Origin of the sequence: Micromonospora sp. NPDC007220 (assembly GCF_040634035.1) — a bacterium.
In the GTDB taxonomy this organism is placed as follows: Bacteria; Actinomycetota; Actinomycetes; order Mycobacteriales; family Micromonosporaceae; genus Micromonospora; species Micromonospora reichwaldensis.
This window is the reverse complement of sequence record NZ_JBEYEU010000010.1, coordinates 49,237-75,505: the sequence shown is the minus strand read 5'-3', so window position 1 is coordinate 75,505 and position 26,269 is coordinate 49,237. Positions and strand designations below refer to the sequence as shown.

At 74.9% G+C, this 26,269-nt stretch carries 19 protein-coding genes; 10 read left to right on the top strand and 9 right to left on the bottom strand.

Translation table 11 applies throughout. The annotated features are described in order from the left end of the window. Positions 1-153: 153 nt before the first annotated feature. Together ABZ573_RS19340 and ABZ573_RS19335 are read right to left on the bottom strand one after the other, a co-directional pair. Positions 154-582, bottom strand: a complete 429-nt coding sequence (locus tag ABZ573_RS19340; RefSeq protein WP_327028180.1) for a hypothetical protein — start codon at positions 580-582, stop codon at positions 154-156. Further along, positions 572-763, bottom strand: a complete 192-nt coding sequence (locus ABZ573_RS19335) for a helix-turn-helix transcriptional regulator (protein WP_121399264.1) — start codon at positions 761-763, stop codon at positions 572-574. The genes ABZ573_RS19340 and ABZ573_RS19335 overlap by 11 nt, the downstream gene beginning before the upstream one ends. A 260-nt stretch (positions 764-1,023) precedes the next feature. Between ABZ573_RS19335 and ABZ573_RS19330 the strand changes: the two genes are divergently transcribed. Both ABZ573_RS19330 and ABZ573_RS19325 read left to right on the top strand, forming a co-directional pair. Next, positions 1,024-2,358 (top strand): hypothetical protein, encoded by a 1,335-nt coding sequence (locus ABZ573_RS19330; RefSeq protein ID WP_358119582.1) that lies wholly within the window; start codon positions 1,024-1,026, stop codon positions 2,356-2,358. Between the two features lie 110 nt (positions 2,359-2,468). Further along, the gene (locus ABZ573_RS19325) at positions 2,469-2,765 is read left to right on the top strand and encodes a hypothetical protein (protein WP_151455739.1); all 297 of its coding nucleotides are present in this window, start codon (positions 2,469-2,471) and stop codon (positions 2,763-2,765) included. 128 nt (positions 2,766-2,893) lie between these two features. Here ABZ573_RS19325 and ABZ573_RS19320 read toward each other — a convergent pair whose 3' ends face one another. Together ABZ573_RS19320 and ABZ573_RS19315 are read right to left on the bottom strand one after the other, a co-directional pair. Beyond that, positions 2,894-3,616: a VOC family protein gene (locus ABZ573_RS19320; protein WP_151455740.1), complete on the bottom strand. Its 723-nt coding sequence runs from the start codon at positions 3,614-3,616 to the stop codon at positions 2,894-2,896. 168 nt (positions 3,617-3,784) lie between these two features. After that, positions 3,785-4,186, bottom strand: a complete 402-nt coding sequence (locus tag ABZ573_RS19315) for a nuclear transport factor 2 family protein (protein WP_192581466.1) — start codon at positions 4,184-4,186, stop codon at positions 3,785-3,787. A gap of 79 nt (positions 4,187-4,265) precedes the next feature. Between ABZ573_RS19315 and ABZ573_RS19310 the strand changes: the two genes are divergently transcribed. From ABZ573_RS19310 to ABZ573_RS19275, 8 genes are all read left to right on the top strand, one after another. Next, positions 4,266-4,715, top strand: coding sequence for a MarR family transcriptional regulator (locus ABZ573_RS19310; RefSeq protein ID WP_358119577.1), 450 nt, complete (start codon positions 4,266-4,268; stop codon positions 4,713-4,715). 346 nt (positions 4,716-5,061) lie between these two features. Beyond that, on the top strand, positions 5,062-5,919 hold the full coding sequence (locus tag ABZ573_RS19305) for a DUF4132 domain-containing protein (protein WP_151455743.1): 858 nt from the start codon (positions 5,062-5,064) through the stop codon (positions 5,917-5,919). A gap of 5 nt (positions 5,920-5,924) precedes the next feature. Further along, the gene (locus ABZ573_RS19300; RefSeq protein ID WP_358119574.1) at positions 5,925-10,985 is read left to right on the top strand and encodes a hypothetical protein; all 5,061 of its coding nucleotides are present in this window, start codon (positions 5,925-5,927) and stop codon (positions 10,983-10,985) included. Positions 10,986-11,034: 49 nt separating this feature from the next. After that, on the top strand, positions 11,035-12,225 hold the full coding sequence (locus ABZ573_RS19295; protein ID WP_358119571.1) for an AAA family ATPase: 1,191 nt from the start codon (positions 11,035-11,037) through the stop codon (positions 12,223-12,225). Next, complete coding sequence (locus tag ABZ573_RS19290) at positions 12,222-15,902, top strand: DUF5682 family protein (RefSeq protein ID WP_358119568.1); 3,681 nt, start codon at positions 12,222-12,224, stop codon at positions 15,900-15,902. Before ABZ573_RS19295 ends, ABZ573_RS19290 begins: the two co-directional genes overlap by 4 nt. Continuing rightward, positions 15,899-17,800: a hypothetical protein gene (locus ABZ573_RS19285; protein ID WP_358119565.1), complete on the top strand. Its 1,902-nt coding sequence runs from the start codon at positions 15,899-15,901 to the stop codon at positions 17,798-17,800. The genes ABZ573_RS19290 and ABZ573_RS19285 overlap by 4 nt, the downstream gene beginning before the upstream one ends. A 243-nt stretch (positions 17,801-18,043) precedes the next feature. Then, positions 18,044-18,823: a glucose 1-dehydrogenase gene (locus ABZ573_RS19280; RefSeq protein ID WP_358119562.1), complete on the top strand. Its 780-nt coding sequence runs from the start codon at positions 18,044-18,046 to the stop codon at positions 18,821-18,823. 214 nt (positions 18,824-19,037) lie between these two features. Then, complete coding sequence (locus tag ABZ573_RS19275; protein ID WP_327028189.1) at positions 19,038-20,045, top strand: hypothetical protein; 1,008 nt, start codon at positions 19,038-19,040, stop codon at positions 20,043-20,045. Positions 20,046-20,052: 7 nt separating this feature from the next. Here ABZ573_RS19275 and ABZ573_RS19270 read toward each other — a convergent pair whose 3' ends face one another. From ABZ573_RS19270 to ABZ573_RS19250, 5 genes are read right to left on the bottom strand one after another with little or no spacing between them, the layout of a single operon-like run. Continuing rightward, positions 20,053-20,952: an ECF transporter S component gene (locus ABZ573_RS19270; RefSeq protein ID WP_327028190.1), complete on the bottom strand. Its 900-nt coding sequence runs from the start codon at positions 20,950-20,952 to the stop codon at positions 20,053-20,055. After that, positions 20,949-22,580, bottom strand: coding sequence for an ATP-binding cassette domain-containing protein (locus ABZ573_RS19265; protein ID WP_358119557.1), 1,632 nt, complete (start codon positions 22,578-22,580; stop codon positions 20,949-20,951). Before ABZ573_RS19265 ends, ABZ573_RS19270 begins: the two co-directional genes overlap by 4 nt. Beyond that, entirely contained in the window at positions 22,577-23,839 is a 1,263-nt protein-coding gene (locus tag ABZ573_RS19260) for a CbiQ family ECF transporter T component (protein ID WP_358119554.1), read from the bottom strand. Before ABZ573_RS19260 ends, ABZ573_RS19265 begins: the two co-directional genes overlap by 4 nt. After that, positions 23,832-24,755, bottom strand: coding sequence for a hypothetical protein (locus tag ABZ573_RS19255; protein ID WP_358119551.1), 924 nt, complete (start codon positions 24,753-24,755; stop codon positions 23,832-23,834). Before ABZ573_RS19255 ends, ABZ573_RS19260 begins: the two co-directional genes overlap by 8 nt. Further along, entirely contained in the window at positions 24,752-26,212 is a 1,461-nt protein-coding gene (locus tag ABZ573_RS19250; protein ID WP_358119548.1) for a cell wall anchor protein, read from the bottom strand. Before ABZ573_RS19250 ends, ABZ573_RS19255 begins: the two co-directional genes overlap by 4 nt. Positions 26,213-26,269 lie beyond the last annotated feature (57 nt).

The following is a 26,269-nucleotide window of genomic DNA, read 5'->3' as shown; positions in this document are numbered from 1 at the left end:
ATCGCCGTTCGCCCCGAGGTGGTGGCGTGGGCGGGTGGACACCCTTACGGAGTCCGATCGATGCGAGTAGATACATCTGGCGCTGGCGGGTGATGTCAGATGGCGTGACTTGCCGTCAAGCCGGCGAAAGCCGCAGAGCGCTCGGATGCGCGCTCAACTGCGTCGGTTGATGACCGCGAAGGCGGTCGCCCCGACCAGGACCTCCGTCAGGATCAGCAGCGCCAGCATCATCTCGACCGCGGCGCCGAGCCCGATCGCGATCCCCGCCGCACCGGTGAGCGGCAGCGCGAGCAGCCCGAGCACGGCCAGGGCGCGGGTGAGGACGGCGTCGTCCCGCTCGTCGCCCGACTGGGACCACGCCCGCTCGAAGGCCGTCGTACGGTCCGGTCGCCTGCTGAGCCGCCACGCCATCACCGCGGCACCGATCAGCCCGACCGCCGCGCCCAGGAGGAAGCCCACTCCCATGTTTCCGGGAGCGTGCTCGCGCAGCAGCAGGCCCACGGCGATCAGCAGCGCCACGATCGCCATGCCGACGCCGAGAGCCAGGGCCCTGCGCTTGTCCGTGTGTCGATCAGTCGACATGGAAGATCTCCTCGACGGTGCGGTGGAAGTGGCGCGCGATGGCGATGGCCAACGGCAGGGAGGGGTCGTAGCGGCCGTTCTCGATCGAGTTGATCGTCTGTCGCGAGACGCCCAGCGCCTGGGCCAGCTCGCGCTGGGACAGCCCGGTGGCCAGCCGGAGCGCGCAGAGGTCGTTCTTCATGAACACCCCCTGATGTCAAGTGACCTTGTCGTGACAAGCGTGCTTGACACCCTCCGGGATTGTCAAGCACGCTTGTCTCCGGCGAGGGCTCGCCGGCCCGATCGGCACCCCGGTGGCGACATGCCGGCCGGGAGCGCGGGCGACGGATCACTCACTGTCCGATGACCGACGCGCTACTGACTGCCACGGCCCTTCGGGTGCTACCTCTCTGCGGGCGTTCGGCCGACCGGGCCGGGCCGGCGAGCGAAGGAGCCCTCCACATGTTCCCGTTTCCCGACGAAGCGACCAGGAAGGCACTCGATCTCGGCCGGCGCGAGGTGTTCCAGACCTACCGGGTGCTGATGGCGTGCGAACTGCAGCGGCTGCGCCCCGTCGTCGGGGCACTGCCGGCAGGGCTGCGCCGCGAGCAGTTGACCGCCCGGCTCGACAAGGTCGCCGCCCTGGCCGTCGGGACCTGGCTGCAACAGATCTCGGAACGCGGCGCGACGATGCACCAGGCGGCCACGCTGTTCAAGGAGGTGCAGGACTCGCTCGACGGGGTCGTGCCCTCCGCCGTCGGCAACCCGTATCTCGTCGCCGCTGTGGACGAACTGAAGACCAGGATCGTCGACGTCATGAACGACGACAAGAGCCCCACGCACGTCGCCGTCAACACCGCGTTCGCGCGTCTGTTCGGGTCCACCTCGTCGGTGGCCAAGGCGCGTTTCGCGCAGACGGTCACGGCCCTGCGGGCAGTGCTCGAGCGCACCGACGGCCGCCGGTCGGGATTCGTGTGCAACCTGTCGTTGCCCGACGGGATGGGCGCACTGGCCAGCGGTCAGGGTGACACCGCCATCATCAACGTGGGGCGCTCCGCGCTCGACGGCACGATGCACCTGTGGGAGCTCGCCGCCACGCTCGCTCACGAGGGCACGCACATCCTGGCGGACAATCCGACGGTCGACATCGTCTACCGCCACCGCAACGCCGCCTACTACCTGCAGGGCCAGATCGCCCTGCAGAACGCCGCCAACTTCGAGCAGACCGTCTGCGAGGTGTTGGGCCAGGGTGGCCCGTTCCCCACCGACGCGCAGGTGGCCGCCATGCGGGGACGCGCCGCGCCCCGGCTGGACTCGCTGCACACCGTGCTCGCGTCCCGCATCACCCGCGCGTGGGTGCGCACCTACGACTTCACCCGCCTCGACTTCACCAGGACCGACCTGCCCAAGCCGGTCGCTCTCGTGCTCACCGACCTGCCGCAGGACCGGGCGTACGCGCCGTTGATCGGGGCGTACATGGAGGCGCTGCACGCGGCCATGTTGGCGCTGATGCGGGCGGAGGGGCGGCTGGTGGTGCGGGTCGAGCCGAAGATGCTGAACCACTCGACGGTCATCAACGCGGACGGCACCATCCGGTTCACCATCAACTCCGACCTCGCCGCCCGGACGCCCGTCGCCCAGCTCCTGCACTGGATGCTCGACGAACTCGTCGCCGAGGCGAAGTGCCAGATCCCCAAGGACACGGCGCAACTGCTGGCCCTGATCCTGGGCATCGAGAAGTTCGACCGGGACAACGTGCACGACGTGCTGAACGACTTCTACGACTCCTTCCACTGAGCGGCGGCTGCCGAGCGGTGCGCCGACGTGATGCTGCCCCCCGTGGCGTCGGCGGCGTACCCATCGACCACAATCGGAGGCCGTCATCATCCACAGTCGAAGGGACGCGAGTGAAACGCCGCCTTCTGCACATCCTGACGGTCGCGACCGTCGTCTTCTCCGGTACGGCTGTGGTGGCCGCGCCGGCCTCGGCGAGCGACGCGTGGGGCATCGTCTGCAACCTCCGGGAGAACACCTGGCTGCGCGCCGCGCCGCACAGCCACGTGCTGCTCACCCTGACTGCCGGCCGCGGGTTCCGCTGGCACGGTCAGGTCTCGGCGGTCGACGACGACGCCTGGATCTACGGTCACGGCGCTGAGAACCCGTCCGTGGACGGCTGGGTCCCGGCCCGCAACACCACCTGCTGAACCGGTAGTTCCGCCGGGACGGCCGCCGACCGCTGCCGTCCCGGCGCACCGTGGCAGCCGAAAGTCGCTGACCATGCCGGTCCCCGGCCGTCCGTGCAGCCGACCCGGCGACGGGCGCCCCGGGGTGGCTACCGGGGCGTCAGCACGCAGAACTCGTTGCCGTCGGGGTCGGCCATGACCACCCAGCTGACCTCGCCCTGGCCGATGTCGATCCGGGTGGCCCCGAGGGAGAGTAGCCGGTCGACCTCCGTCTGCTGGTCGCCGTCCGCAGGCGGAGCGAGGTCGAAGTGCAGTCGTTGCTTGCCTGTCTTCGGATTCAGGGGTGGACCACCCCACGTGATCTTCGGGCCGCCGAGCGGTGAACGGATCGCGGTCTCCTGGTCCTGGTCCCAGACCAGCGGCCACCCCAGCGCCTCGCTCCAGAAGTAGCCGACCTCCTGCGAGCCGTCGCAGGCCAGCGCCCCGACGAATCCGCAGTCGGCGAGGAAGTTGTTGCCCGGCGCGATGACGCAGAACTCGTTGCCGTCGGGATCGGCGAGCACGATGTGACCCTCTTCGGGCCGTTGGCCGACGTCGATGTGCTCCGCGCCGAGTTCCAGCGCCCGGGCCACCGTCTGCCGCTGGTCTTCGAGGGATGTGCTCGTCAGGTCGAAGTGCATCGGGTTCGGGCCGACCTTCGGTCTCCCGGTCGGAAGGAAACGGATCCGGAACCCGGTGTCGTCACCGGGCAGCAGCGCGACACCGTCGTGTGGGTCGTCGGCCACGTCCCAGCCCAGGACCCCGGACCAGAACCGGGCGAGCCGCAGGGGTTGGTTCGCGTCGAAGCTGAGCGCGAACAGTTGACTCGTCATCTCCTGCGCATCTCCGATCGGCGGTGTGACCGCTGTCGACAGCACGCCTCGCCGGCGCGTAGCTCGGGAGCCTAGGGGCGGGCCGCGTCGTGCGCAGCCGAGTATTCGACGGCCGCCGGGCCGCCGGCCACCTCGCCGCCGGCGGCGAGGTGGCTCCGTTCGTGGCGGCTACGAGACGTGCTGCCAGAGTGGGGAGATCCGGGCCCGCGCGAAGCGCCAGCCGGTCGGCGTACGCGTGGCGGTGTAGCGGGCCTGGACACCGGCGACCCGGTGCGGCGCCTCGCCCCGGCGGAAGAAGTACACGAGCTGATGGGTGCCGACCTCGGCGTGGTCGCCGTCGAGATCCACCACCACGTCGGTGTTGAGGTGCTGGGTCGACTCCTCCTCGGGGCTGGTCCGCCGTAGGACGTCGACGATGTCGTCGATGCCGTGCAGGGCCCCGCGCGGGCTGCTGGTCTCGGCGTCCGGGGCATAGACGCCCCGCAGGTCCTCGAAGCGCCGCTCGTCCAGTGCCTGGGCGAGCCGGGCGACGAGTTCGGCGATCTCGGTGCGGTCGGTCACGGGTGACATCTCATCCTCCATATCGTTGGTGGCGCCAACGATATGGCAGATCGTTGGTGCGGCCAACGGCCTGTTAGCGTGGTCACCCGTGGAACCGACACCGGATCGTCTCGCCACGAAGGCGAGCTGGCTGATCACGCAGACCGCGGTGCACGCGCGGCGGCTCGTCGCCCAGGGGTTCGCCACCGCAGGCGCACGGGGCTACCACTATCGGGTGCTCGCGGCGTTACGGGAGTTCGGTCCCGCGAGCCAGGCGGAGCTGGGGCGGCGCTGCCGCATGGACCGCAGCGACGTCGTCGCGGCCGTGACCGAGCTGGAGGGGGCGGGCTTCGTCGAGCGCAGCGTCGACCCGGCGGACCGCCGACGCAACATCGTCAGCAGCACCGAGGCGGGCGTGCGACAGCTGCGGCGGCTGGACCGCGCGCTCGACGACGTGCAGGACGAGCTGCTCGCCCCACTGTCGGCCGCCGAACGGCAGGCCCTGGTCGCGTTGCTCGGCAAGGTGCTCGACCACCACGGCGGCGCGCCGACGTCGTGATCCGGCCTGAGCGCCACCAGGCCGCACCCGCCGGCGCTCGCGCTACCGATCAGCCGACGTGTCGATGCGGACGCAGACGCCGGCCGCCGACTGCCGGCCGGCTGGTGTGACCTAGGTCATCACCTCTTCTCCCGTCGGGGCCGCGACTGACCGTTCGCGGTGCGCTCGGACCGCCCGGACCTGCGGCTTCCGCAGATCGCGTCCGCTCGTCCCGCTGACCGGGCCTCGGCTGCTCGGCCGATGGGTCGCTGTCGTGTCGGTCACTACTGTTAGCGTGCCCTCGTTGTCGATCACGGCCGATTCCTCACGAAATCTGGCTGTTCTGCCACTGCGGAGGGTATTCCTGATGGCCTGGCTACCGGTGGGAGACTCGTACGAGATCTCCCTCGTGGACGGAAAGGTGGCGGCCCGGTCCACCGGCCCGCGCGCCGGTGGCCGTCCCCTGAAGACGTTGCCGAAGGCGCTGCGTGACGACCCCGAGGTGGACCGGCTGCGCCAGCTCGCCCAGTGGCTGGACCGGCACGCCGCCGAATGCCTGGCCCGGGTCGACGCCTGGGTGGTGTCCTCGCTGCCGGTGCCGACGGGGCTGCTGGCCCGGGTCTGGCCGGACCCGGCCTGGCAGGACGCGCTGCGCGACCTCGTGGTCCTCGGGGACGACCCGGCCGAGCCGGGCTTCCTGCGCGACGTCACCGACACCGGCGACCTCCGCGTGGTCAACCTCGACGGGGACACCGTCCGGCTCTCGCCGGCGACCGCCACGCTGCCGCACCCGGTGCGCCTGCCCGACCTGCCCGACCTGCGCGAGTTCGCCGACGAACTGGACGTCACCCAGCGGATCGAGCAACTGCACCGGGGCACTTGGGGCAAGCCCGACGTGCTGAAGCAGCGCGACACGGCCATCACCGACTTCCGCGGCACCACGGTCCCCAACCGGCTCGCCGCCCGGGCCGCCACGCTCGGCTTCCGGGTCTCCGGCTCGCAGGTCAGGTGCCGGATCTGGGAGGCAGGCCGCACGGTCGAGGCCGCCATGCGGTTCGACGAGGACTACTGGGACTCCGAGGCGACCCTGGGCAACCTCTCCTGGTCGGCGGTGGACGGCCCGACGTTGCGGTTGACCGAGGTCGGGCCGGTGGCCTGGTCGGAAGGAATGCGAATGGCGACGGCCCTGTCCGGTGCCGTGACCGGAACGGGGAAGAAGGCGTGACCGGGATGACGACGACCACCGGCGACGGCTCGGTCGAGAGCCTGCTGACCGCCGGCGCGGTGCTGCCGGCCGACACCGCCGGGGCCGGCGACCGGGCGGTGCCCCTCACCGCCCGCACCTACCGGCACCCGGTCCTCGGCGACCGACCGGTGGTCCGCCTGGTCGACGCCGCACTCGGCGAGGGCGAGGACATCGCCGTCGAGTTCCTCGGCCTGACGCCGGGCGCCGAGCCGGTCGTCGTCGGGCTGGGCCCCCGCCGGCCGCTGGCGTTCCCCGAGTGGGTGCTGGTGCACCACCCGGCGGACGGCCGGCACGCGTTGGCGGTGGTGCCGGAGTTGCAGAAGCTGGCCAAGCAGGTGCGGTCGCGGCCGAAGGCCGCCCTGGACGGGCACCAGAGCATCGCCGACCGGCTCGCCCGCACGCTGCCGCACTTCCTGCCGACGTTCTTCGAGCAGGCGGCGCGGGTGTTCCTGGCCGCCGGGCAGGACGCGTACGCGACGCAGCTGTTCAACAAGGCGCGTAAGGCGGAGGCGCAGCACGGCCTGCCGGTCGACCTGAACCGGCTGGACGAGGTCTACGTGGAGTTCGCCTCGGCCAAGGTCGTGTCCGCGACCGCGTTGGCGGGCTACGCCAAGGAGCTGTCCGCCCAGTTGCCGGCAGGCGAGGCGCTGGAGCGGTTCTGCCGGCTGGCGCTGCGGGCCGCGACCGCCGGCGTGGTTCCGTCCACCCAGTCGGCCGGCGTGGTGAACCGGCTGGTCCGGGCCGCCACCAAGGCCGCCGGTAAGGCCGGCGCGGCCGCCGTCGCCGAGCGCGAGGCGGCCTACCTGACCGAGCTGCTCCGGTTGCCGGTGGCCGCCGAGGCGCCGGCCGGCTGGTGGAAGGCGCACCTGCCGGCGGTGACGGCGCTGGCCGGCCGTGACCCGGCGATCCGCGGCAGCCTGCTCGACCTGATGCCCGCCGACCGGGACGACCTGGTCACGTGGCTGGCCCTGCTGACCGACACCGGTGCGCTCGCCGGGCTGTCCGACGCGGACGTGCCGGACCCGGCCCGCCCGCAGGACGGCTCCGTCGGCTGGCTGCGCCGCTTCGTGGGCCGGGTCAACTCCGGCCACCACCGCCGTCGGCTGCCGCAGCTGTACCCGCTCGTCGAGCGGATGGCCGACCGGCTGCGCGTCGAGCTGGCCGACAGCGGCGAGACCCTCGGCGCGGACGGGGACCTGGAACTGCTCGACCTGCTGCTCGCCCTCGACCTGCCGGTGGCCGCGCCGAAGGAGCACGAGGCCCTGGACCTGGCGAACTGGGTCAAGCGCGGGGGAGAGCGCGATCTGCTCGCCGTGGCGGGCGACGACCGGTTCACCGGCGCCCTGCGCCGGGGCCTCGACCAGCTCGACGACCAGCAGGCCGCCCTGCGCCGGATGGTCGAGACGCCGGGCGTCCGGCCGATGCTGATCGACTGGCTGCGGGCCCGGATCCGCGACCGGTTCGCCGCCGGGCTGCCGTACCTGCCGGCGTCGGTGGACTGGCTGGGCCGGCTCCCGGTCGAGGCGCTGCGCCTGGTCTCCGACGAGCTCGACGGAGCGGGCGAGCCCGGCCGGGGCGGCGGCCTCGGGCAGGCCCTCGGCGTCGACCTCGCCGAGCGCGTCGCCCGCAGCCTGCGCGGCGGACTCCTCGCCGAGCTGGGCTGGCCGGACTGGGAGCTGGCCTGGCAGGAGGTCACCGGCGGCGACCGGCAGGTCGAGGTGATCCGGCAGGAGGCCTGGCCGTACGCGATCCTGGGCGGGCCGACCACGGTGCGCGTGATCGGCGCCGAGGGCATCGTGCTTCGCCACGACCTGCGCATCCCGGCCGGCGACATGTGGGGCCAGCCCGGCTACCACTACGTCGACGGCCAACTGCTGGTCTACTGGCGTTCCAAGGCGCTCAACTACGACCTGCGCGGCTACTGGCACTCGTCGCCCGGCGAACCGCAGCTCATCCAGGGCCGTCACCACGGCAGCCAGCCGCGCGGGAAGCAGATCACCCTGCCGCTGGCCGGCGGCGGCCGGACCACCGGCGACGGCGTGCTGCACGCCGGTGACACCGCTGTCCCGTCGGAGCTGCCGGTCATCACCGACGGCACCTCGCACTGGGTGTACCGGCACGGCGAGGACGACGACACCCACGGCTGGCGCGAGTACGACCCGGTCGCCAACACCCATGGCCGGCGCGGCCTGCCCGGGTTCCTGGCCGACCTCCCGGTCGACGGGAGCCGCCTCCAGGAATCGGCCAGCTGGCTGCGGCCGGCCCTGTCCGACCGGGCCACCCCGGCCGCCGTCCCCGTTGACGGGCTGCTCGGCTGGCGGGTGGTCACGCTGCCGGACGGTTCGGTACGCGGTACGGACCTGGCCGGTCGTACCGTCACCGTCGCCGCGGGCCAGGAGCCGGTCGCGGCGCTGGTGCTGCCCGGCGACGACCGACCCCGGGCCGTGCTCAAGGGCCTCGTCCTGGTCGACCCGGACGGGGTGGTGTCGGCCGCCGCCGGACCGCCGTCCAACCGGGACTACGGCCCCGGCACGGTCCCGCTGCCGGCCCGGCAGTTTCTCGGCAACCTGCTGCCCCGCGACCCGGCCGGCTCCACCGCCCTGCGCCGGATGGACCGGGAGACCGCCGCCGCGCTGCTGAAGGTCGCCCTCGACGAGCGCCGCGCCGTCCTGGCCGAAGAGGCGGCACGGGCCGCGGCCCGCGCGGCGGCGCGGTCCGGGCTGACCGTGGCCACCCAGGCCATCACCGGCCTTCCCGTCGCCGTTCCCGCGTCCACGGTCGGCGCCGGCTCCGGCCCCGCCACCACCGCCGTCGAGGACGACACGGACGCGCTGGTGGAGCTGGTCCGCTCGACGGTGCCGGCGCTCAGTCACGACGCCCTGCTGGCCGGGGTGGTCGGGGCGCTGCGGCTGGCCGCCCGGGTACGCACCGACCTGGAGGCGGTGACGGAGCGGCTCACCAGGTCGCTGTCCGCCCCGGTCGCGGTGGTGCCGACGGCCACCGTGACCGGACCCACCGACCGGCAGCTCAGCGCGGCGCTGGACGGCCTGCGCGGCTCGACCCACGGGGCGGGCACCGCGACCGGCGTCTTCACCCAGTTCCAGGCGTTCACCATCCGGTGCTCCGCCACGGACGGAAACGGCTCCGCCACGGGCGGGAACGGCTCCGCCGTGCGTCTGCACCTCGACGGGCCGTCGCTGCCGTCCACGCCGGACTGGTGGTCCCTGCTCGGGGGCGTCGCCGCGGTCGCCTACCGGGCCGTCGCGGCGGTCACCCCGGACGAGCACCGGGAGACGCTGCGGGCCCTGCTCACGGAGCTGGACGGGCTCGACCTGAGCACGGCGGCGGAGCCGGGTCGGTGGCGCCAGTGCAGGCTGCACCTGCTCGACGACGAGCTGAAGAACCCGGACGGCTCGCGCCGCTACCCCAGGCCCGGCATCCTGCCGTTGCCCGACGGGGCGTTCGTCGCCGTCCTCAACTCCAGCGGTACGGCCACCGGCTACTTCTTCGACGCGCTGCACCACGATCCGGCCGGTGTGTTCGCCGTGCCCGAGCCGTACACGGTGCACTCCTCGGAACCGGTCGGTGACGGACGGCCCGCCGGCTGGCTGGCCGGGTTCCTCGCCGAGTCGGCCGCGCGCGGCCCGCTGCCCTGGCGGCCGGAGGCGGCCGAACAGTTCGCCGAGCTGACCGGCGTCACCCCCACCGCCGCGAAGCTGGTGCTGGCCGGCCTGCCGTACGCGGACTCGGCGAACACGATGCCTGCCGAGCTGCGCAAGGCGCTCGGGATCAGGCAGGTCGGGGAGGTCAAGCTGGCGTTCGGGGTGCTGCGGGAGGCCCGGGCGACGCTGCGGCGGGCCGTGGTCTCGGCGCTGCTGCCCGAGGAACCGGCCCGGCTGTGGACCGAGGGCCCGGACGTGGCCGCCGCCGCGGCGGTGTGGAACGCCGCCCTGGGGCGCCGGGTGGTGGTGCCCGAACACCTGCTCGCCGAGGCGACGCGCGCGGTCCGCACCGGCTGGGCACCGGCGAAGGCGTTGCCGGCGCTGCTCGACCCGGCCCGTTCGGCCGAGCTGAGCACCGACCTGGCCTTCGAGGTCAGGGGCGACCGGGCCCGGCCGGTCGACGCAAAGGCGGCGGGCTTCACCGGTCACGTGCTGCGCTCCACGGTCGCTTTGGCGGCCTGGGTCGCCCACCACACGCCGGCCGGGGACGCGTGCCGGGCCGCGCTGCCCGGCGCGCTGGCCGCGATCCGGAACCGGCTGGCCAGCCCCGGCCTGCTGCTCGACCTCGACCAGTACGTGTCCCTGCCCGCGTTCCGGCAGGTGGCGGGCACCCCGTCGGAGACCGGCCCCGGTTGGGAACGGTACGGCGCCATCGTCCTGTCCACCTACGACAGCCAGCCGTCGCCCGCGCTTCGGCCGGACCTGCTCGACGCCGACGGGACGGACCCGTACCTGCCGGCGCTGCGCGGGGACGCCGCGAAGCCGTACCCGGTCGAGGTGGCGTTGCGCCTGGTCCGTGACCCACTCTTCGTGGCGCTGCTCGGCGATCCGGGGGAGCCGGCCGGCGGTGCGCGGGCGGTGGACGGCACCTGGTGGCCGCAGGACCCGACCCGGTCGGTGCCGGACCTGGTCGCCGAGGTGGCCGGGGCGCACGGCCTGGCCGCCGACGCGGCGGCGGTGTACCTGATGCTGCTGGCCATGCCGGACCCGACCGACCGCAACACGGCGAAGTGGACCGGCTGGAAGCCGGCGCGGCTGAAGGCGGCCCGCGCCGAACTGGCCGGCACCGACCTGGTCGTCGAGGCCAGCCGGTCCCGGGCCGGCCGGTCGCTGTTCCTGCCCGGCCCGTGGCTGGAGCGCGGCAGCGGGCAGGCACCGATCGAGGGCTGGAAGGCCGCCCTGTTCGACCTCGCACCCGACGGCACGGCCGCGCTCGGCGTGACGGTGCCGTTCGCACCGGCCGCCGAGCTCCACCGGCGCGCCTGGCAACGCCTGCGCGACGGTGACCGGCCCCGCTTCGACCACCTGCCCACCTCCCGCTGACCCACCCCACACCACCCCCATCCGAACCGAAAGAGATCGAGGAACGCCCGTGACCGTGACGGAACACGTCCGCCCCACCGTGGCGCCGGAGACCGCCGCCCAGGTCCTCTCCGCCGAGCAGCGGTACGCCGACGAGCTGGCCTTCCTGGCCGCGTACGACGACGGGGCCCGGCCGCCGGGCTGGGCGCTGACCCCGCGCGCCGTGGTCACCTTCATCCAGGGCAGCGACGGCGAGGCGTTGAAGCTGCCCGCCGAGCGGCGCACCGGCGCGGACGGCACCGGACTGCCGGCCAGCATGACCATCCCGGCGAAGTTCGTCGGCGAGCGGAGCCTGGTCGAGCGGTGCGTGGTCACCCTGGCCGGTGAACGGGGCCTGCTGCTGGTCGGCGAGCCCGGCACCGCCAAGTCCATGCTGTCCGAGCTGCTGGCCGCCGCCGTCTGCGGCACCAGCGCGCTGACCGTGCAGGGCACCGCCGGCACCACCGAGGACGCCTTCCGGTACGGCTGGAACTACGCCCTGCTGCTCGCCCAGGGTCCGACCCCGCAGGCGCTTGTCGACTCGCCGGTGCTGACCGCGATGCGCACCGGCCGGGTGGTCCGGATCGAGGAGGTCACCCGCTGCCTGCCCGAGGTGCAGGACGCGCTGGTGTCCATCCTGTCCGACCGGCGGATGAACGTGCCGGAGCTGTCCGGCACCGAGGACGGGCTGATCCGCGCCACGCCCGGGTTCACCGTGATCGCCACCGCCAACCTGCGGGACCGGGGCGTGTCGGAGATGTCCTCGGCCCTCAAGCGCCGGTTCAACTTCGAGACCATCCACCCGATCTCCGACGCGGACGTCGAGACCGACCTGGTCCGCCAGCAGGCCACCGCCGCCGTGCAGCGCGCCGGCGCGGCGTACACGGTGGACGACGCGGTGCTGGACGCCCTGGTCACCGTGTTCCGCGACCTGCGTTCCGGCCGGTCGGGCGAGGGCTGGGACGTGGAACGGCCCGGCACGGTGATGTCCACCGCCGAGGCGGTGCAGGTGGCGGTGTCGCTCGGCCTGGCCGCCGCGTACCTGCCCGGTGGGGACGCGCTCGACCTGGTGCCCGGGCACCTGCTCGGCGTGGTCCGCAAGGACGACCAGAACGACCACGCCCGGCTGCTCGGCTACTGGGACGGCCCGGTCCGTCGCCGCGCCGAGGACGGCTCGGCGATGTGGCGCCGGCTCTGGGACCTGCGGGAGAGCCTGCGGTGACGACCCTCTCCAGTACGACGCCCGGTGCGGCCCCGCCGGCCGCCGACCCGGCGAGGGCCGATGCGACGTCGGCCGATCCGCGCGCCGTGGTCGACGCGCTCGCCGGTTCGGTGCGGCCGTACCTGATCGGGGTGCGGCACCACAGCCCGGCGCTGGCGGCGGTGGTGCCGGCGCTGCTGGACGCCGCCGGGGCCGAGGTGGTCTGCATCGAGCTGCCGGCCGACTTCCAGCGCTGGCTGCCCTACCTGTCCGATCCGGCCGCCCGGGCCCCGCTGGCCCTGGTCGGCAGCCACGGCGCGGACGGGCCGATGGGCTTCTACCCGTTCGCCGACTTCTCCCCGGAACTGGCCGCGATCCGCTGGGCCCGGCAGCACGGCGTGGAGGTGGTCTGCTGCGACCTGCCGCTGGCCGACCCCGGCTGGAGCGCCGGCGCCGCCGACCCCGACCCGACTGCCGGTGCCGAGCCGGCCGCCGGTGACGAGCCCGCACCGGACGCGGGGGAGCCGGTGCCCGGCCTGCGCCGGTCCTACGCCGCCGCGCTCAGCGCCAGCGGCACCGGCCGCGACGGCGACGACCTGTGGGACCGGGTGGTCGAGGTGCGCGCCCCGGGCTGCCCGCCCGAGGCTGTCCGCCGGGCCGCGCTCGGCGTCGGCTGGGCGATGCGTACCGACAGCGCCAACCGCGACGGCGTACCGGGCCGGGACCTGGCCCGCGAGCGGCACATGCGCCGGGTACTGGCCGAGGCCGGCGTCGACGGCCGGCGGGTCGCCGCCGTCGTCGGCGCCTTCCACGCCCCGGCCCTTGTCCCCGCCCCGTCGACCGCCGCCGTCGACGTCGCGTCCACCCGGCCCGGCACCGCCCCGGCCGATCCGGTCCGGTCCGTGACGACCCCGCCCGGACCGGCCGCCACCGACGGCGACCGCACGGCGGTCACCTCGCTGGTGCCGTACGCGTTCGACCTGCTCGACTCCCGGTCCGGCTACCCGGCCGGGATCCGCGACCCGCGCTGGCAGCAGTCCGTCTTCACCGCCGCCGGCGACCCGGAACGGATCCGGGCCGCCGCCGCCCGGGCGGTAACCGACCTGTGCCGGGAACTCCGCGCGGCCGGCCACACCGCCGGCACCGGCGAGGCCACCGAGACGGTACGGCTCGCCGACGACCTGGCCCGGCTGCGGAACCTGCCCGCCCCCGGCCGGGGCGAGGTGCTGGAGGCGGTGACCACCGTGCTCGGCCAGGGTGAACTGCTCGGCCGCGGCCGGGCGCTGGCCAGGGCCCTGGAGAACGTGCTGGTCGGCGCCGAACGGGGCCGCATCGCCCCCGGCACGCCGCGCTCCGGGCTCGGCCCGGCGGTCGAGGCGGAACTCGCCACGCTGCGGCTGCCCGACCCGGGCAGCCCCAAGGCCCGCGAGGTGCGGCTGGACCCGCTGCGCACCGACCTGGACGGGCGGCGGGAGATCCTGCTGCAACGCCTCCAGATCTGCGGCGTCGGCTACGGCGAGCCCGTCGCGGTGTCCGGCACCGGCGACGGCGCCGCCCTGACCACCCGCTGGCAGCTGGCCTGGACGCCGTCCGTGGCGGCCCGGCTGGACCTGGTCGGCGTACGCGGGGTGACCGCCGCGCTGGCCGCCGCCGGCACCCTGCGGGAGCGGTTCCGCCGGGAGGCCGCCGACGGTGGCCCCACCGCCGCGCAGCTGCTCACCGGGCTGCGCGACGCCGCCCGGTGCGACCTGCCGGAGCTGGTCACCGACCGGCTCGACCTGGCCGCCACGGTGCTGCCGGGCACCGGCACGCTGCCGGAGCTGCTGGCCGCACTGGACCTGCTGGAGGCGCTGCGCCGCGAGCACCTGCCCGGCACCACCGCCGACGGCCGGGCCCGGGCGGCCGAGCTGGCCGTCGTGCTGCTGGACGCGGCGGTGCGCGGGCTGCCCGGCCTGGCCGGCAGCGACACCCCGGCCGACGCCGCCGCGCTGGTCGACCTCGCGGTACGGGCCGGCGAGGACCGCATCGGGCTGCGCCTGGACGAGGCCCTCGACCACCTGGCCCGCGCCGGTTCGCCGCTGATCCAGGGCGCCGCCCTGGCCGCCCGGGTGCTGCTCGACCTGACCGACCTGGAGACCCTGGGCACCCGGGTGGCCGGCTGGATCGACGCGGCGACCGGACCGGACACCCGACGGCACCTGCACCGGCTGCTCGGCGGCCTGCTCACCGGGGCACACCCGCTGTTGCAGTCCGCCCCGGCCGCGCTGGACCCGCTGCTGGAACGGATCGAGCGGCTCCCCGACGCCGACTTCCTGGACCGGCTGCCCGCGCTGCGCGGGGGGTTCGACGTGCTCACCCCGGCGGCCCGGGACCGGCTGCTGCACACCGTCACCGAACGGCTGGGTGACCGGCTCGACCTGAGCCTGTCCGCCCCGCCGGAGCTGCTGGCCCGCTGGGCCGCCGCCGACGCGGCCGGTCGGGCCGCCCTGCTCGCCCGCCACCTCCCCGTCCCGGGCACGCCGACCGGCCCCACCGAGGTCGACGCCGATGCCGACGTCACGCCCGGGCCGGACACCCCGGACGCCCGGCTCACCGCCAGCGACCGGTGGCGGCTGCTGCTCGGCCGCCAGCCCGACCGGTTGCCGGCCGACGCCCGCCGCTACGCCCGCGCCCTGGACGAGCTGTACGGGGCGGGCCAGGGCGAGGGCGCCACCGACCTCGGGCAGGCGGCCGGCGGCGGCCAGGAGGCCTCCTTCCCGACCGCCCGCGAGTGGGCCGACGAACTCGAGGCGCTGTTCGGCACCGCCGTACGCGAGGAGGTCATCGCCCGGGCGGCCGAGAGCGGCCGTACCGACGTGCTCACCGAACTCGACCCGGCCGCCGTACGCCCCTCGATGGAACTGCTGACCTCGGTGCTGTCGCTGGCCGGTGGCCTGCCCGAGGGGCAGTTGGCCAAGCTGCGGCCACTGGTACGGCGGCTGGTCGAGGAGCTGACCAGGCAGCTCGCCACCCAGGTGCGTCCGGCGCTGACCGGGCTGACCAACCCGCGTCCGACCAGCCGTCCCGGTGGCCGGATCAACCTGGCCCGTACGCTGCGGGCGAACCTGGCGCACACCCAGCGGCTCGGCGACGGCCGGACGGTGGTGGTGCCGCAACGCCCGGTCTTCAACAGCCGCACCCGCAAGGAGGCCGACTGGCGGCTGGTGCTGGTGGTCGACGTGTCCGGCTCGATGGAGGCGTCGGTGGTGTGGTCGGCGTTGACCGCCGCCGTACTGGCCGGGGTGCCCACCCTGTCCACCCACTTCCTCGCCTTCTCCACCGAGGTGGTCGACCTGACCGACCGGGTCGACGACCCGCTGTCGCTGCTGCTGGAGGTGCGCGTCGGCGGCGGTACGCACATCGCCGCCGGGCTGGCCGCCGCCCGCTCGCTGGTGACCGTGCCGAGCCGCACCATCGTCGCGGTGGTCAGCGACTTCGAGGAGGGTTATGCGCTGGCCGGGCTGCTCGGCGAGGTCCGCACGCTGGTCGGTTCCGGCGTGCACCTGCTCGGCTGCGCCGCGCTGAACGACAGGGGAGTGCCCTGCTACTCGGTGCCGGTCGCCGAGCAACTCGTCGCGGCCGGGATGCCGGTCGCCGCTCTCAGCCCGCTCGAACTCGCCCGCTGGGTGGGCGACCGCATCCGCGGAGGATCACGTTGACGGACCGCACAGCCACCGCCGTGGACACCGACCGGTTGCCGCCGGTGCTGCCGGCGGTCGCCGCCGCGGCGGTGGCGGCCCTGCCACCCCGGCTGCACAGGCGGCTCGACGCCGCCGTCGAACGGCTGGCCGGCGTACCGGTCGGCCCGGTCGACGGCGGCGTGTCGGTCGACTGCGGTCCGGAGTCGCTGGTCACCCTGACGCCCGGAGCGACGGGCGCGGTCACCGACCCGCACCAGGCGCGGTGCAGCTGCCTGCTGGCGCCCCGCTGTCTGCACCGCACCGCCGTCCTGCTCGCCTGCCCCGTCGCCGACCCGGCCGCCCACCCCGATCCGGCGTCCACCGCCGCGGCGTCCCCGGCGTCGGACAGCGCCGCCGCGGCGTCCGGCCGGACCGGGCGTACCAGGAAGTCGGCCGGCGCGGCACCGACGAAGGCGCAGCGGGCCGCGGCCGGCGCGCTGTGGCGGGCGGCCGCCGCGGTGCTCGCGGCCGGCGTGCCGGCGGCCGGGGCGGTGCCCCAGGCCGAACTGCTGCGGGCCGCCCACGGCGCCCGGCTGGCCGGCCTGCCGCGGGCCGAGAGCGCCGCGCTGCGCACGGTACGTGGGCTGCGCGCACACCGGGGACGGCAGAACGGCCACCGGTTGGCCGAGCTGGTCGAGGTGCTGCACGACCTGCTGTACGTCACCGGCCGGCTGGCCGCCGGCGACGCCGACCCGGCGCTGGTCGGCGTCCTGCGGCGGGCCTACCAGCCGGACGGCACCCTGGAGGTGCACGGCGTCTGCCGGGAACCGGTGATCAGCGCGACCGGGTACGCCGGGGTGGTCACCCACCTGGTCGCCGCCGACGGGCGCCAGGTCTCCTTCGGCGACGTGAAACCGGGCGGTCCGGACCGGGCACGCGACTGCGCCCGGGCGGTCACCGAGATGGGCGCGGTCGCGGTCAACCACGCGGTACTGGCCCGTGGCGGCCTGCGGATCACCGGCACCACCGTCTCCCCGGACGGCCGGCTCGGCGCCGGTAAGGGGGTCCGGGCCATCCCGCTCACCGGGGCCGACTGGTCCACCGGGCCGCTGGCGCGACTGTTCGCCCGCCCGCTCGCCGAGGTGGTGACCGCGCAACTCGCCACCGAGGACCCGGAGGACCCGGCCCGGGCGGGGACCGCGCTGTTCGGCGGTGACCTGATGGTGGTGGGCGCCGTCGGTGACCAGGTGTTGGCCCGCGAGCTGGCCCCCGCCACCGACGCAGGAGGCGAGCGGGCGCCGGTGCCGGACGGGCCGCTGATCCGGCTGGTGCCGGTCGACTCCCACCCGATGCTGGCCCACGTGGCCAACCTGCGACGGCTCGCCTCCCGGCCCGGCCTGCGGGTCCGGGTGGTCGGCCGGCTGGACCCGGACCGGGCCAGCACGCTGCGACCGCTCGCGGTCGGCCCGGTGCCCGGTGCCGCCGCCACGTTGCGGCTGCCGGCGGACTGGCACGGCCGGGCGGACCTCGGCTACGACGAGCTCCAGGGCGGCCACCTGCCGCCGCGCGACCCGGCGGAGACGACCGGACCCGTCCTGGCCGTCGGCGCCGACGCGGTTGCGGAGTCCCCGCTGTGGCGGGTCCGCCGGCTGGTGGAGTTGGCCGTCTCGGGCGGTCGCCGCGCCGTCGCCGAGGCGGCCCGCGGCGACGGCACCGGCCTGGCCGGCCCGCTGCGCCGCGCCGGCTTCACCACCGCCGCGGCGCTCACCACCGCGTTGGCCGACGAGTCCGACCGGCGCGGCCGGGACGCGTTCGGCCGGCGTACCGATCCCGACCCGGAGCGGTACGCGTGGGCCTGGCTCGCCGCGACCGCGCATCTCGCCGCCGCCGAGCGGGAGCTGATCCGATCCTCCTGGACCGCCCCGCCGCTCGGCTGACCTGCGGGGACCCGGGGCGATCGCGCTCCGGGCCGGCGAGGCGATCGCCACCGAGGCTCCGGCACCCGTCCGAACCCGGGCGGGTGCCGGGGCCGTCGGGCGAGGGAACGCACACCTGGCGACCGTGTGCGTCACGACCCGCCCGCCGGGCGATCCCAAGGGACATCGGGGGAAACCCGGTGGCCGTCGGTGACGCGGGACTAGATTGAATCCGCGTGGTCGAAAACGGACGGGAGATGGATCGTGCGTGGACTCACCGACAAGGTCGTGCTCGTGACGGGGGGCGGATACAGCCCCGAGCAGGTCGGTTCCGGTCTCGGCCAGTCCATGTGCGTGGAGCTCGCCCAGGAGGGCGCGAAGATCGTCGTGTCCGACCTCTCCCTGGAACGCGCCAACGCGACGGTGGAGCGGATTCGCGACGCCGGGGGAGACGCGACCGGGGTGGCGGCGGACGTCACCGACGAGGCTTCGGTCGACGCCATGGTGAGCGCCGCCGTCGACGCGTACGGCCACGTCGACGTGCTGGTGAACAACGCCGGTGTGTTCGGCGCCTACCTCCCGCTGCTCGAGATCGAGACCAGTCAGTGGGAGCGCGTCATGGCCGTCGACCTGAAGGGCGTCTTCCTCGCGACGAAGGCCGTGCTTCCCCACATGCTGGAGCGCGGCAGCGGCGTCGTGATCAACGTTTCGTCGGCCTCCGGTCTGGTCGCCAGCGAGGTCGGGGCCGAATACACCACGGCCAAGCACGGTGTCATCGGGCTGACCAAGCAGATCGCCTACGACTACGGCCACCGCGGCATCCGCGCCGTGGGCATCGGGCCCGGCGTCATCAAGACCGCAGCGTTCGAGGGCGCGGAGATCACCAGCGACTTCCCGTTCTACGACCTGACCATGCAGGCCCCCGCGGGCCGGTACGGCGAACCCCACGAGGTGGCCCGGGCGGTCTGTTTCCTCGCGAGCGACGACGCCTCCTTCATCCACGGCCACACCATCCCGGTCGACGGTGGGTCTCCCGTCAGGTGACCGAGCCTGCCGGCGTGGTCAAGGCCCGCCGGAGCGTTTGCTAATTCGTATTAGCATCTTGACGCCGCCGAGACGGCGCGCGCAGACTCATCGACCAACGAACCCGTTCCGCGCCGAGCGTCCACACCGTCCGGTCGCTCAGCGCGGGGTCGAGTGACGCCTGCCCGCACCCCCCACCCCCCAGTCGGCGCGCCCCACGAACGGAGGGAACGCGATGACGCGTACCCCGGAAGGCTCCTTCTCCCGACGCACGCTGCTGCGTGGCGCGGCAGCCGCCGGTGTCGCGACCGCGACCACCGGCGCCGGCCTTGCCGCGACCCCCACGCCGGCGCTCGCCGCACCGGCCGGCTTCCCCAACTACCGGTACGTGCGCGACGCGTTCGACAGGCCGTTGCGTTACAACCCGACCGGCGAGTTCATCTTCCCGTGCGTGCGCGGGGTCTACGACAAGATCAGCGGTGCCCTCGGCCGCTACTACCTCTACTACGCGCCACACGACGCGCCCGGCGGGATCTGCCTCGCCTACGCCAACCGGCTCGAGGGCCCCTACACCGAGTACGCCAACAATCCCGTCGTCGACCGGGTGCTGCCGTCCACGACGGTGAGCCACGTGTCGTCGCCGCACGTCGTGTGGGATGCGCCGACCCGGCAGTTCTACCTGTACTTCCACGGCGAGAACCACACGACCCGGGTCGCCCGCTCGAGCGACGGCGTCCGCTTCACCAACGAGACGCCGATCCTGTCGACGAACCTGGTGCCCAACACGACCGAGACCTCGTACGCGCGGGTCTTCGAGCACTCGGTGGCCGGCAAGGGAAACCGCTACGTGATGGTGTTCATGGGCGCACACACGATCCGGCCGGGCACCCGGAAGATCTTCTGGGGCTGGTCGCCGAACGGCTGGAGCGGCTGGCAGTTCTCCCCGAACCCGCTGGTGTCGCCGTCGGGCGACGGGCTCACCGACATCTCCGCGCCGCACCTGTTGAAGCGAAATGGCACCGCGTACATCGCGTACCACGGCAGCAGCGGCAACATGTACCTGACCGAGGTCGGCAACAACTTCGACCGGGAGGTCCACCTCGGCGTGTTCCACCGGCCGATCGCGTCGGACAACGGCCGGGTGGCCTCGCCGACGTTCGGCACCGACGGCGGCGTGGAGTACATGCTCTACGAGGCGGGGCCCCGCCTCGACGCCAGGATCTGCGTGGCCCGCGCGGTCTAGGACCACATCAGGGGACGTCGCCCGGTCGGTCGGTGGTCGCGGCTCCGGCCACCGGCCGGGACGAACCCGCCCGGTCGTCCCCACCCGTGCGAGGTGGGTCCGGCTGTGGTTCGGGCGCGGCGAAGGTGACCGGAGCGTCGAACGCGGCCCGCCGTGCGGCGCGGCGCAGCGCGGCGAGCACCGCGGGGCCGGCGAGGACGATCGCCACGGCGGTGGTGATCGCGCGTCCGGTGTCCCAGCCGAAGGTGGAGGTGACCGCCGTGAAGACGGCGAAGCGGTGCAGGTTCTCCAACAGTGGCGCTCCGGCGACGTAGGAGAGTTGGGTGTCCGCGCCGATGCTGAACGGCCAGAACCACAGGTTCATCAGCAGTCCGTAGCCGTAGGCCGCGAGGACGCCGTAGCCGGCCAGGGCAGCGATCTCGGCCCGGCCCCGCAGCCTCGCCGGTAGCAGGCCGGCGCCGAGACCGATCCAGGACGCGGCCAGCATCTGGAACGGCAGCCACGGCCCGACCCCCGCGGTGAGCAGCGCGGAGGCGAACAGCGACGTCGAGCCGAGCAGGAAGCCGAAGCCGGGCCCGAACACCCGGCCGGCGAGTACGAGAAGGAAGAACACCGTCTCGATGCCTGCGGTGCCGGCGCCGAGCGGGCGCAGCGCGGCGTTGACGGCCGCGAGCACCCCGAGCATCGCCAACGCCTTGCTGTCGATGCCGCCGGAGCTGAGTTCGGCCAGCACCAGCGCGACGAGCACCGGCAGCACCACGAGGAACACCAGCGGCGCCTCGCCCGTGCGGGCGGTGCTCTCGGGATGGGCGGGGACGAAGAACGGCCAGGTGAAGGTCGCCAGTGCGGCGGCCGAGGCCAGGACCAGCACGACAGCGGTACGCGGGGCGACCCGCAGCACGCTCACCCCGGCTCCCCGGTCGTGGCCAGTGCGGCCGCGACCTGCTCCACGGTCAGCCACGGCGCGGGGGCGAGGACCTTGGCCACCTGCGGGGCGAACGCCGGCGAGGCGAGCATGACCTCCGCCGTGGTGCCGGCGGCGACGATCTCCCCCTCGGCCATCACCACGACCTGGTCGGCGAGGGCCGCGACGAGCTCGACGTCGTGCGTCGCGATCAGCACCGCCCGGCCGTCGGCGGCCAGCCGTCGGACGACGGCGGTGAACTGCCGCTTGGCGCGGTAGTCCAGGCCGCGGGTCGGCTCGTCGAGCAGGACCACCGGCGGGGCGGCGGTGAGCTGTACGGCGAGCGCGAGCGCGAGCCGCTGCCCCTCGGAGAGGTCGCGGGGGTGCCGGTCGGCGGGTAGCCCCGGGGTGAGCTGGTCGAGCATCGTCCGACAGGTGCCGGCCGGTGCTCCGGTCTCCCGGTCGGCCTGATCGCACTCGGCCTCCACCGTCTCCAGGTACAGCAGGTCACCGGGGGTCTGCGGGACCAGACCGACATGCCGGCGGGCCCGGCCCGGCGGCAGGGCCTTCGGGTCGACGGTGCACTGCGCGCCGACGACGGCGACGGTCCCGCCCTGGCGGGGGCCGCTGCCCTGCACCGCCCAGAGCAGGCTCGACTTGCCGGAGCCGTTGCGCCCCATCAACGCCACGATCCGGCCGGGAGACAGCTCCATGTCGACGCCGGCCACGGCGACCGTCCCCGGGTAGCGCACGACGACGTCGCGGGCCGTCAGGACGGGGGGCGCGTCCGGGACCGTCGCCGCGGCCGGCACGGCGGCGTCGGCGAGCCGGTGGCGCAGGGCGGCCGCCCGCCGGCGGGCATCGCGTACGGACAGCGGCAGCGGCGTCCAGCCGGCGAGACGGCCCAGCTCGACCAGCGGTGGTGCGATGTCGACGTCGGCGAGCACGGCGGCCGGTTCCCCGTCCACCACCCGACCGTCGCCGGGCAGGTAGAGCAGCCGGTCGGCGTACTGGACGACCCGTTCCAGCCGGTGCTCGGCCAGCACCACCGTCACGCCGAGGTCGTGCACCAGCCGGGTCACCACGGCGAGCACGTCCTCCGCCGCGGTGGGGTCCAGCGCGGAGGTGGGCTCGTCGAGCACCAGCACCCGCGGGTGGGCGGTGAGGACCGACCCGATGGCGACGCGCTGCTGCTGCCCGCCGGACAGCGTCCGCAGCGGCCGGTCGCGAAGCTCGGCGATGCCCAGCAGGTCGAGGGTCTCCTCGACCCGTTTGCGCATCACCGTCGCCGGCAGGGCGAGCTGCTCCATCCCGTAGGCGAGCTCCTCCTCGACGGTGTCGGTGACGAACCCGGACAGCGGATCCTGCCCGACCACGCCGACGACGTCGGCGAGGTCACGCGGCGGATGACGGCGGGTGTCCCGGCCGTCGACCGTCACGCTGCCGTGCAGGGTGCCGCCGGTGAAGTGCGGCACCAGCCCGTTGATCGCCCGCAGCAGCGTGGACTTGCCCGTGCCGGTGCGACCGACGACCAGGCAGAGCTCACCCTCGTCGATGCGCAGCGTCACGTCCCGCAGGGTCGGGCGGTCGCTCTCGGCGTAACGGACGGTCACCCGGTCGAAGTCGATCACGAAGGGCCTCCCTGCGTGGGGGACGACGACGCCAGCCGACCCGCTCCGTCCGCCGGCGCGGCGTCGACCGGACCGCGGGGTGCGGTCGCCGGGCCGGCGGTGCGCGCGGCGGACGTCCTTGCGAGCGCGGGAGGCGGCGCCAGCCAGGCCGGTGCCGCCGCGACCACGACGGCGAGCAGCGTCAGCGGCGTCAGCTCGGGCCAGGTGAGTGGGCTCACCGGCGGATAGAGAAGCTCCGGATCGACCGAACCGGCCAGTACCGTCAGCGCGGCGGCACCCACCCCGCAGCCGGCCACGAGCAGTTCCGCGCCCCGCCAGTGGTCCGGCCGGTAGCGGCTGCGCCGCACCCGACGGCCGGCCAGCAGCATGCCGGCCACGGCGGTCGACAGGCCGACGAGGAGCATCGGCAGACCCAGGTACGCGGGGCCGGTGGCGTCGAGCAGCCCGTACGTGCCGGCGCAGACGCCGACCAGCCCGCCGAGCACCAGCGCACCGGTGACGGCGCGCTGCCCGGCCGGCACCGCCGGGGTGCGGCCGTAACCCCGGGAGTCCATCGCCGCGGCCAGTGCCAGCGACCGGTCCAGCGCGTCGGCCAGCACCGGCAGCGCGATGCCCCGCAACGCCCGTACTCCCCGGCCGGAGGCACCCCGCAGCCGCCGCGCCCGGCGGACCCGCAGCACGCTCTCGACCAGTTGCGGGGCGACCGACAGGGCCACCACCACGGCGGTGCCCACCGCGTACAGGGCCCCGGGCACGGCTTTGAGCAGCCGCTTCGGGTTGGCCAGGGCGTTCGCCGCGCCGAGGCAGACCAGCATCGTGGCCAGCCGTAGCCCGTCGTAGAACCCGCCGAGGAGTTGCTCGGCGGCGACCGGCCCGAACAGGCGGATTCCCGCCGCCCACGCGGGCAGGGGGATCTCGGGAAGCCGGACGAGCACGTGGTCGCCCTGCCCGCCGCCGAACACGATCCGGAACAGCACCCGCATCGCCACGATCACCGCGCCGAGCACCAGGTACATCCGGAACGCCAGCGCCCACGGCGCGTCTCCCCGCCGCCGGACGACCACCAGCGCGGCGACGGCGACGAGCAGGCCCAGCGGCAACGGGTTGGTGGTGTGGCTGGCCGCGGTGGCCAGGCCGAGCGCCCACAGCCACCACGCGCCGGGGTGCAGCGCCCGGGGCAGGCGCGTCGCCCGTCCCACCGACCCTGCCCGGTCCGGGCCGGCGGGCCTCTCCACCCGGCGGGTGCTCCGGTCAGTCATCCGGCTCGACGGTCCGCCGCCGCCGTGCGGCCAGCAGACCGCCCGCGCCGAGCGCGACCAGCAGCAGCACGCCGGCCGCCGTCCCCAGCGGGATCCCGCGAGCGTCACGGGGGGCGGCCACCTCGGTCACCGCCGGCTGGTCGACGGAACTGCCCGCCGGTGGGCTGACGGCAGCGCTCGCGGGTGGCGTCGCGACGCCCGCGCTCGGTGTCGGGACCGGGCCGCCGGCGGTCGGCGTACCGGTGGGGAGCGGCGCGGGCCCGGCGGAGCCCGGCACCGGTCCTGCCGTGCCGGGTCGGCCCGCGGTGGCAGGTGGTGGCGCGACCGGCCGACCGTCTCCTGCCGGCGGTGGGGGGACCGGGCCACCGCCCCGGGTGGGCGGTGCCGGGGGCGGAGGGGACGGTGGTGGCGGCGGTGGCGCGGGACGCCTCGGTGCGGCGCCCGGCCGGGGCGCGTCGTTGGCGTTGCGGTTGAGGGAGAACGACCAGCCCTCGAAGCTGCCGGCCGGCGGCTTGCGGTTGAGCACACCCTTGTCGCTGTACGTCCAGCTGCCGCCGCTGGTCGCGTGCCAGTACGACCAGTAGGCGCTGGCGGGAGGCGTGTCGACGCACTTCTCGGACGCCGTCGACGGCTTGCCCTCGATCCGGCAGACGAACCCCTCGCCCCAGCGCAGCGTGCCGGTCATCTGGAACCCGGCGTTCTTGAGCGCCGCCAGCCCGGTGGACTGCTCGCCCCGGGCGCACCGCACCACGGTCCCGCCGCCGAGTTCGTTGAAGTCGACCACCACGGTCACACCGGAGGCGTCCGGGCAGTAGCCGGCCGATCCGGCGGCCCTCGCGGGGGTGCCCGATCCGACCATCGTGCCGGCGGCGGTGAGGGCGACGACCAGTCCGGCGCGGGCGGCCCGGACGGTCATGCCGCCCGCCGACGGCCGAGTACGACGAGCAGCACCCCGCCGCCGACCAGCAGGAACGCGATCAGCACGTAGCTGGTGATCGCCGCGCCGGTCGTCGGCAGCCCGCCCAGGCCCGGGGTGGTCGGGGTCGCGCCCGGGGCGACGGTCGTCGACGCCGTGGCGGACGGGGTCGACGGCACGGTGGTCGCGGACGGGCTCGGTGTCGGGACGGCCGTCCCGGTGGGCGTCGGTGACCCGGTGGGCGTGGGGGAGGTGATGGCGCTGGGGGTGGCGGTGGGCGGGGCCGTGCCGGTCGGGGTCGGCCCGGGCGACGACGGCGGCGGGTCGAGGCCGATGCCTCCCAGCGGCACCTGGACGAGGCCGAGCACGGCCTGTGCGGTGCCTCGACGCCACTGGTCCCGGTCGGTGTCGGTGATCCCGGACGCGACCGCCGTCGTCAGGCTGTCGGTGTTGTAGGCGACGGCGCCCGCGTCGGCGGCGGCCGCGCCGCCGTTCGCTGCGGTCAGCTGTAGTGCGGCCAACGCGCCGGCGGCCCGCGCGGCCTCGGCGTCGCGGCCGGCGGCGGCGAGGGCCTGTCCGGCCAGGCCGGTGCTGTTGGAGTTCGCGCCGGTGGTCGGGCCGGAGCCGCCGAACGAACCGTCGGCGCGCTGCTGATCCACCAGCCAGGCCACGCCCCTGGCGGCCGCCGCGGTGGCGCCGGCGGCGCCGTCGGCGGCGGCGGCGAGCAGCGCCTGCACGGCCATCGCGGTCGAGTCGACGTCGAGGGTGGCGCCGGCCTGCTCGTCGCAGGACGGGGACGGGCCGTCGGCGGTGTCGGGGTAGAGCCGGAACCCACCGGCCACGCACTGCTGGCGGATGAGGAAGTCGACGGTGTCCTGCGGTACGTCGCCGCTGCGAGCCAGGCCCAGCACGGCGAAGGACTGGTCGAAGGCGTTGCTGGCGTCCGGACCGGTGTCGGCGGTGGTGCGGCTGGTGATCCGCCCCCGCTGGTGTCCCGCGTCCGCCCCGGCGACCAGCGACAGGGTCTCCGTCCGCAGGTCGAAGCCGCCGAAGTCGGTGGGATCGGCGCCGGCGGCGGAGGCGGCGTACAGCAGCTTCGCGGTCGACCCGCCGTCGGTGAAGCCGGGGATGCCCCAGTCGTCGAGGCTGTTGTAGGACCGCACATGCGCCGCGACCTGCGCCGTCGCGGCCTGACGGACCGGCGCGTCCACCCCGGTGGCGGAGAGGGCGAGGAGCCCGTCGATGGTCAGACCCCAGTCCGGACCGCCGAACGGGCCGGGCAGCACCCCGTCGGCGAACTCGCCGGCCAGCCAGGAGGCGGCGTCGCGCGCGGCGGCGGCGTGGGCCGGGGCGGGCGCGGCCACGACGGTCAGGGGTACGGCGGTGAGCGCGGCGATCGTTGCCGCAGTGGCGGCGACGACGCCGGCGCCGAGACGCCGGGAACGGGACCGGGACATGAGGGGTGCCTTTCGCGGAGCGGTCGGTGGAAGCTCCGGAAAGCACCCGGGGACAGC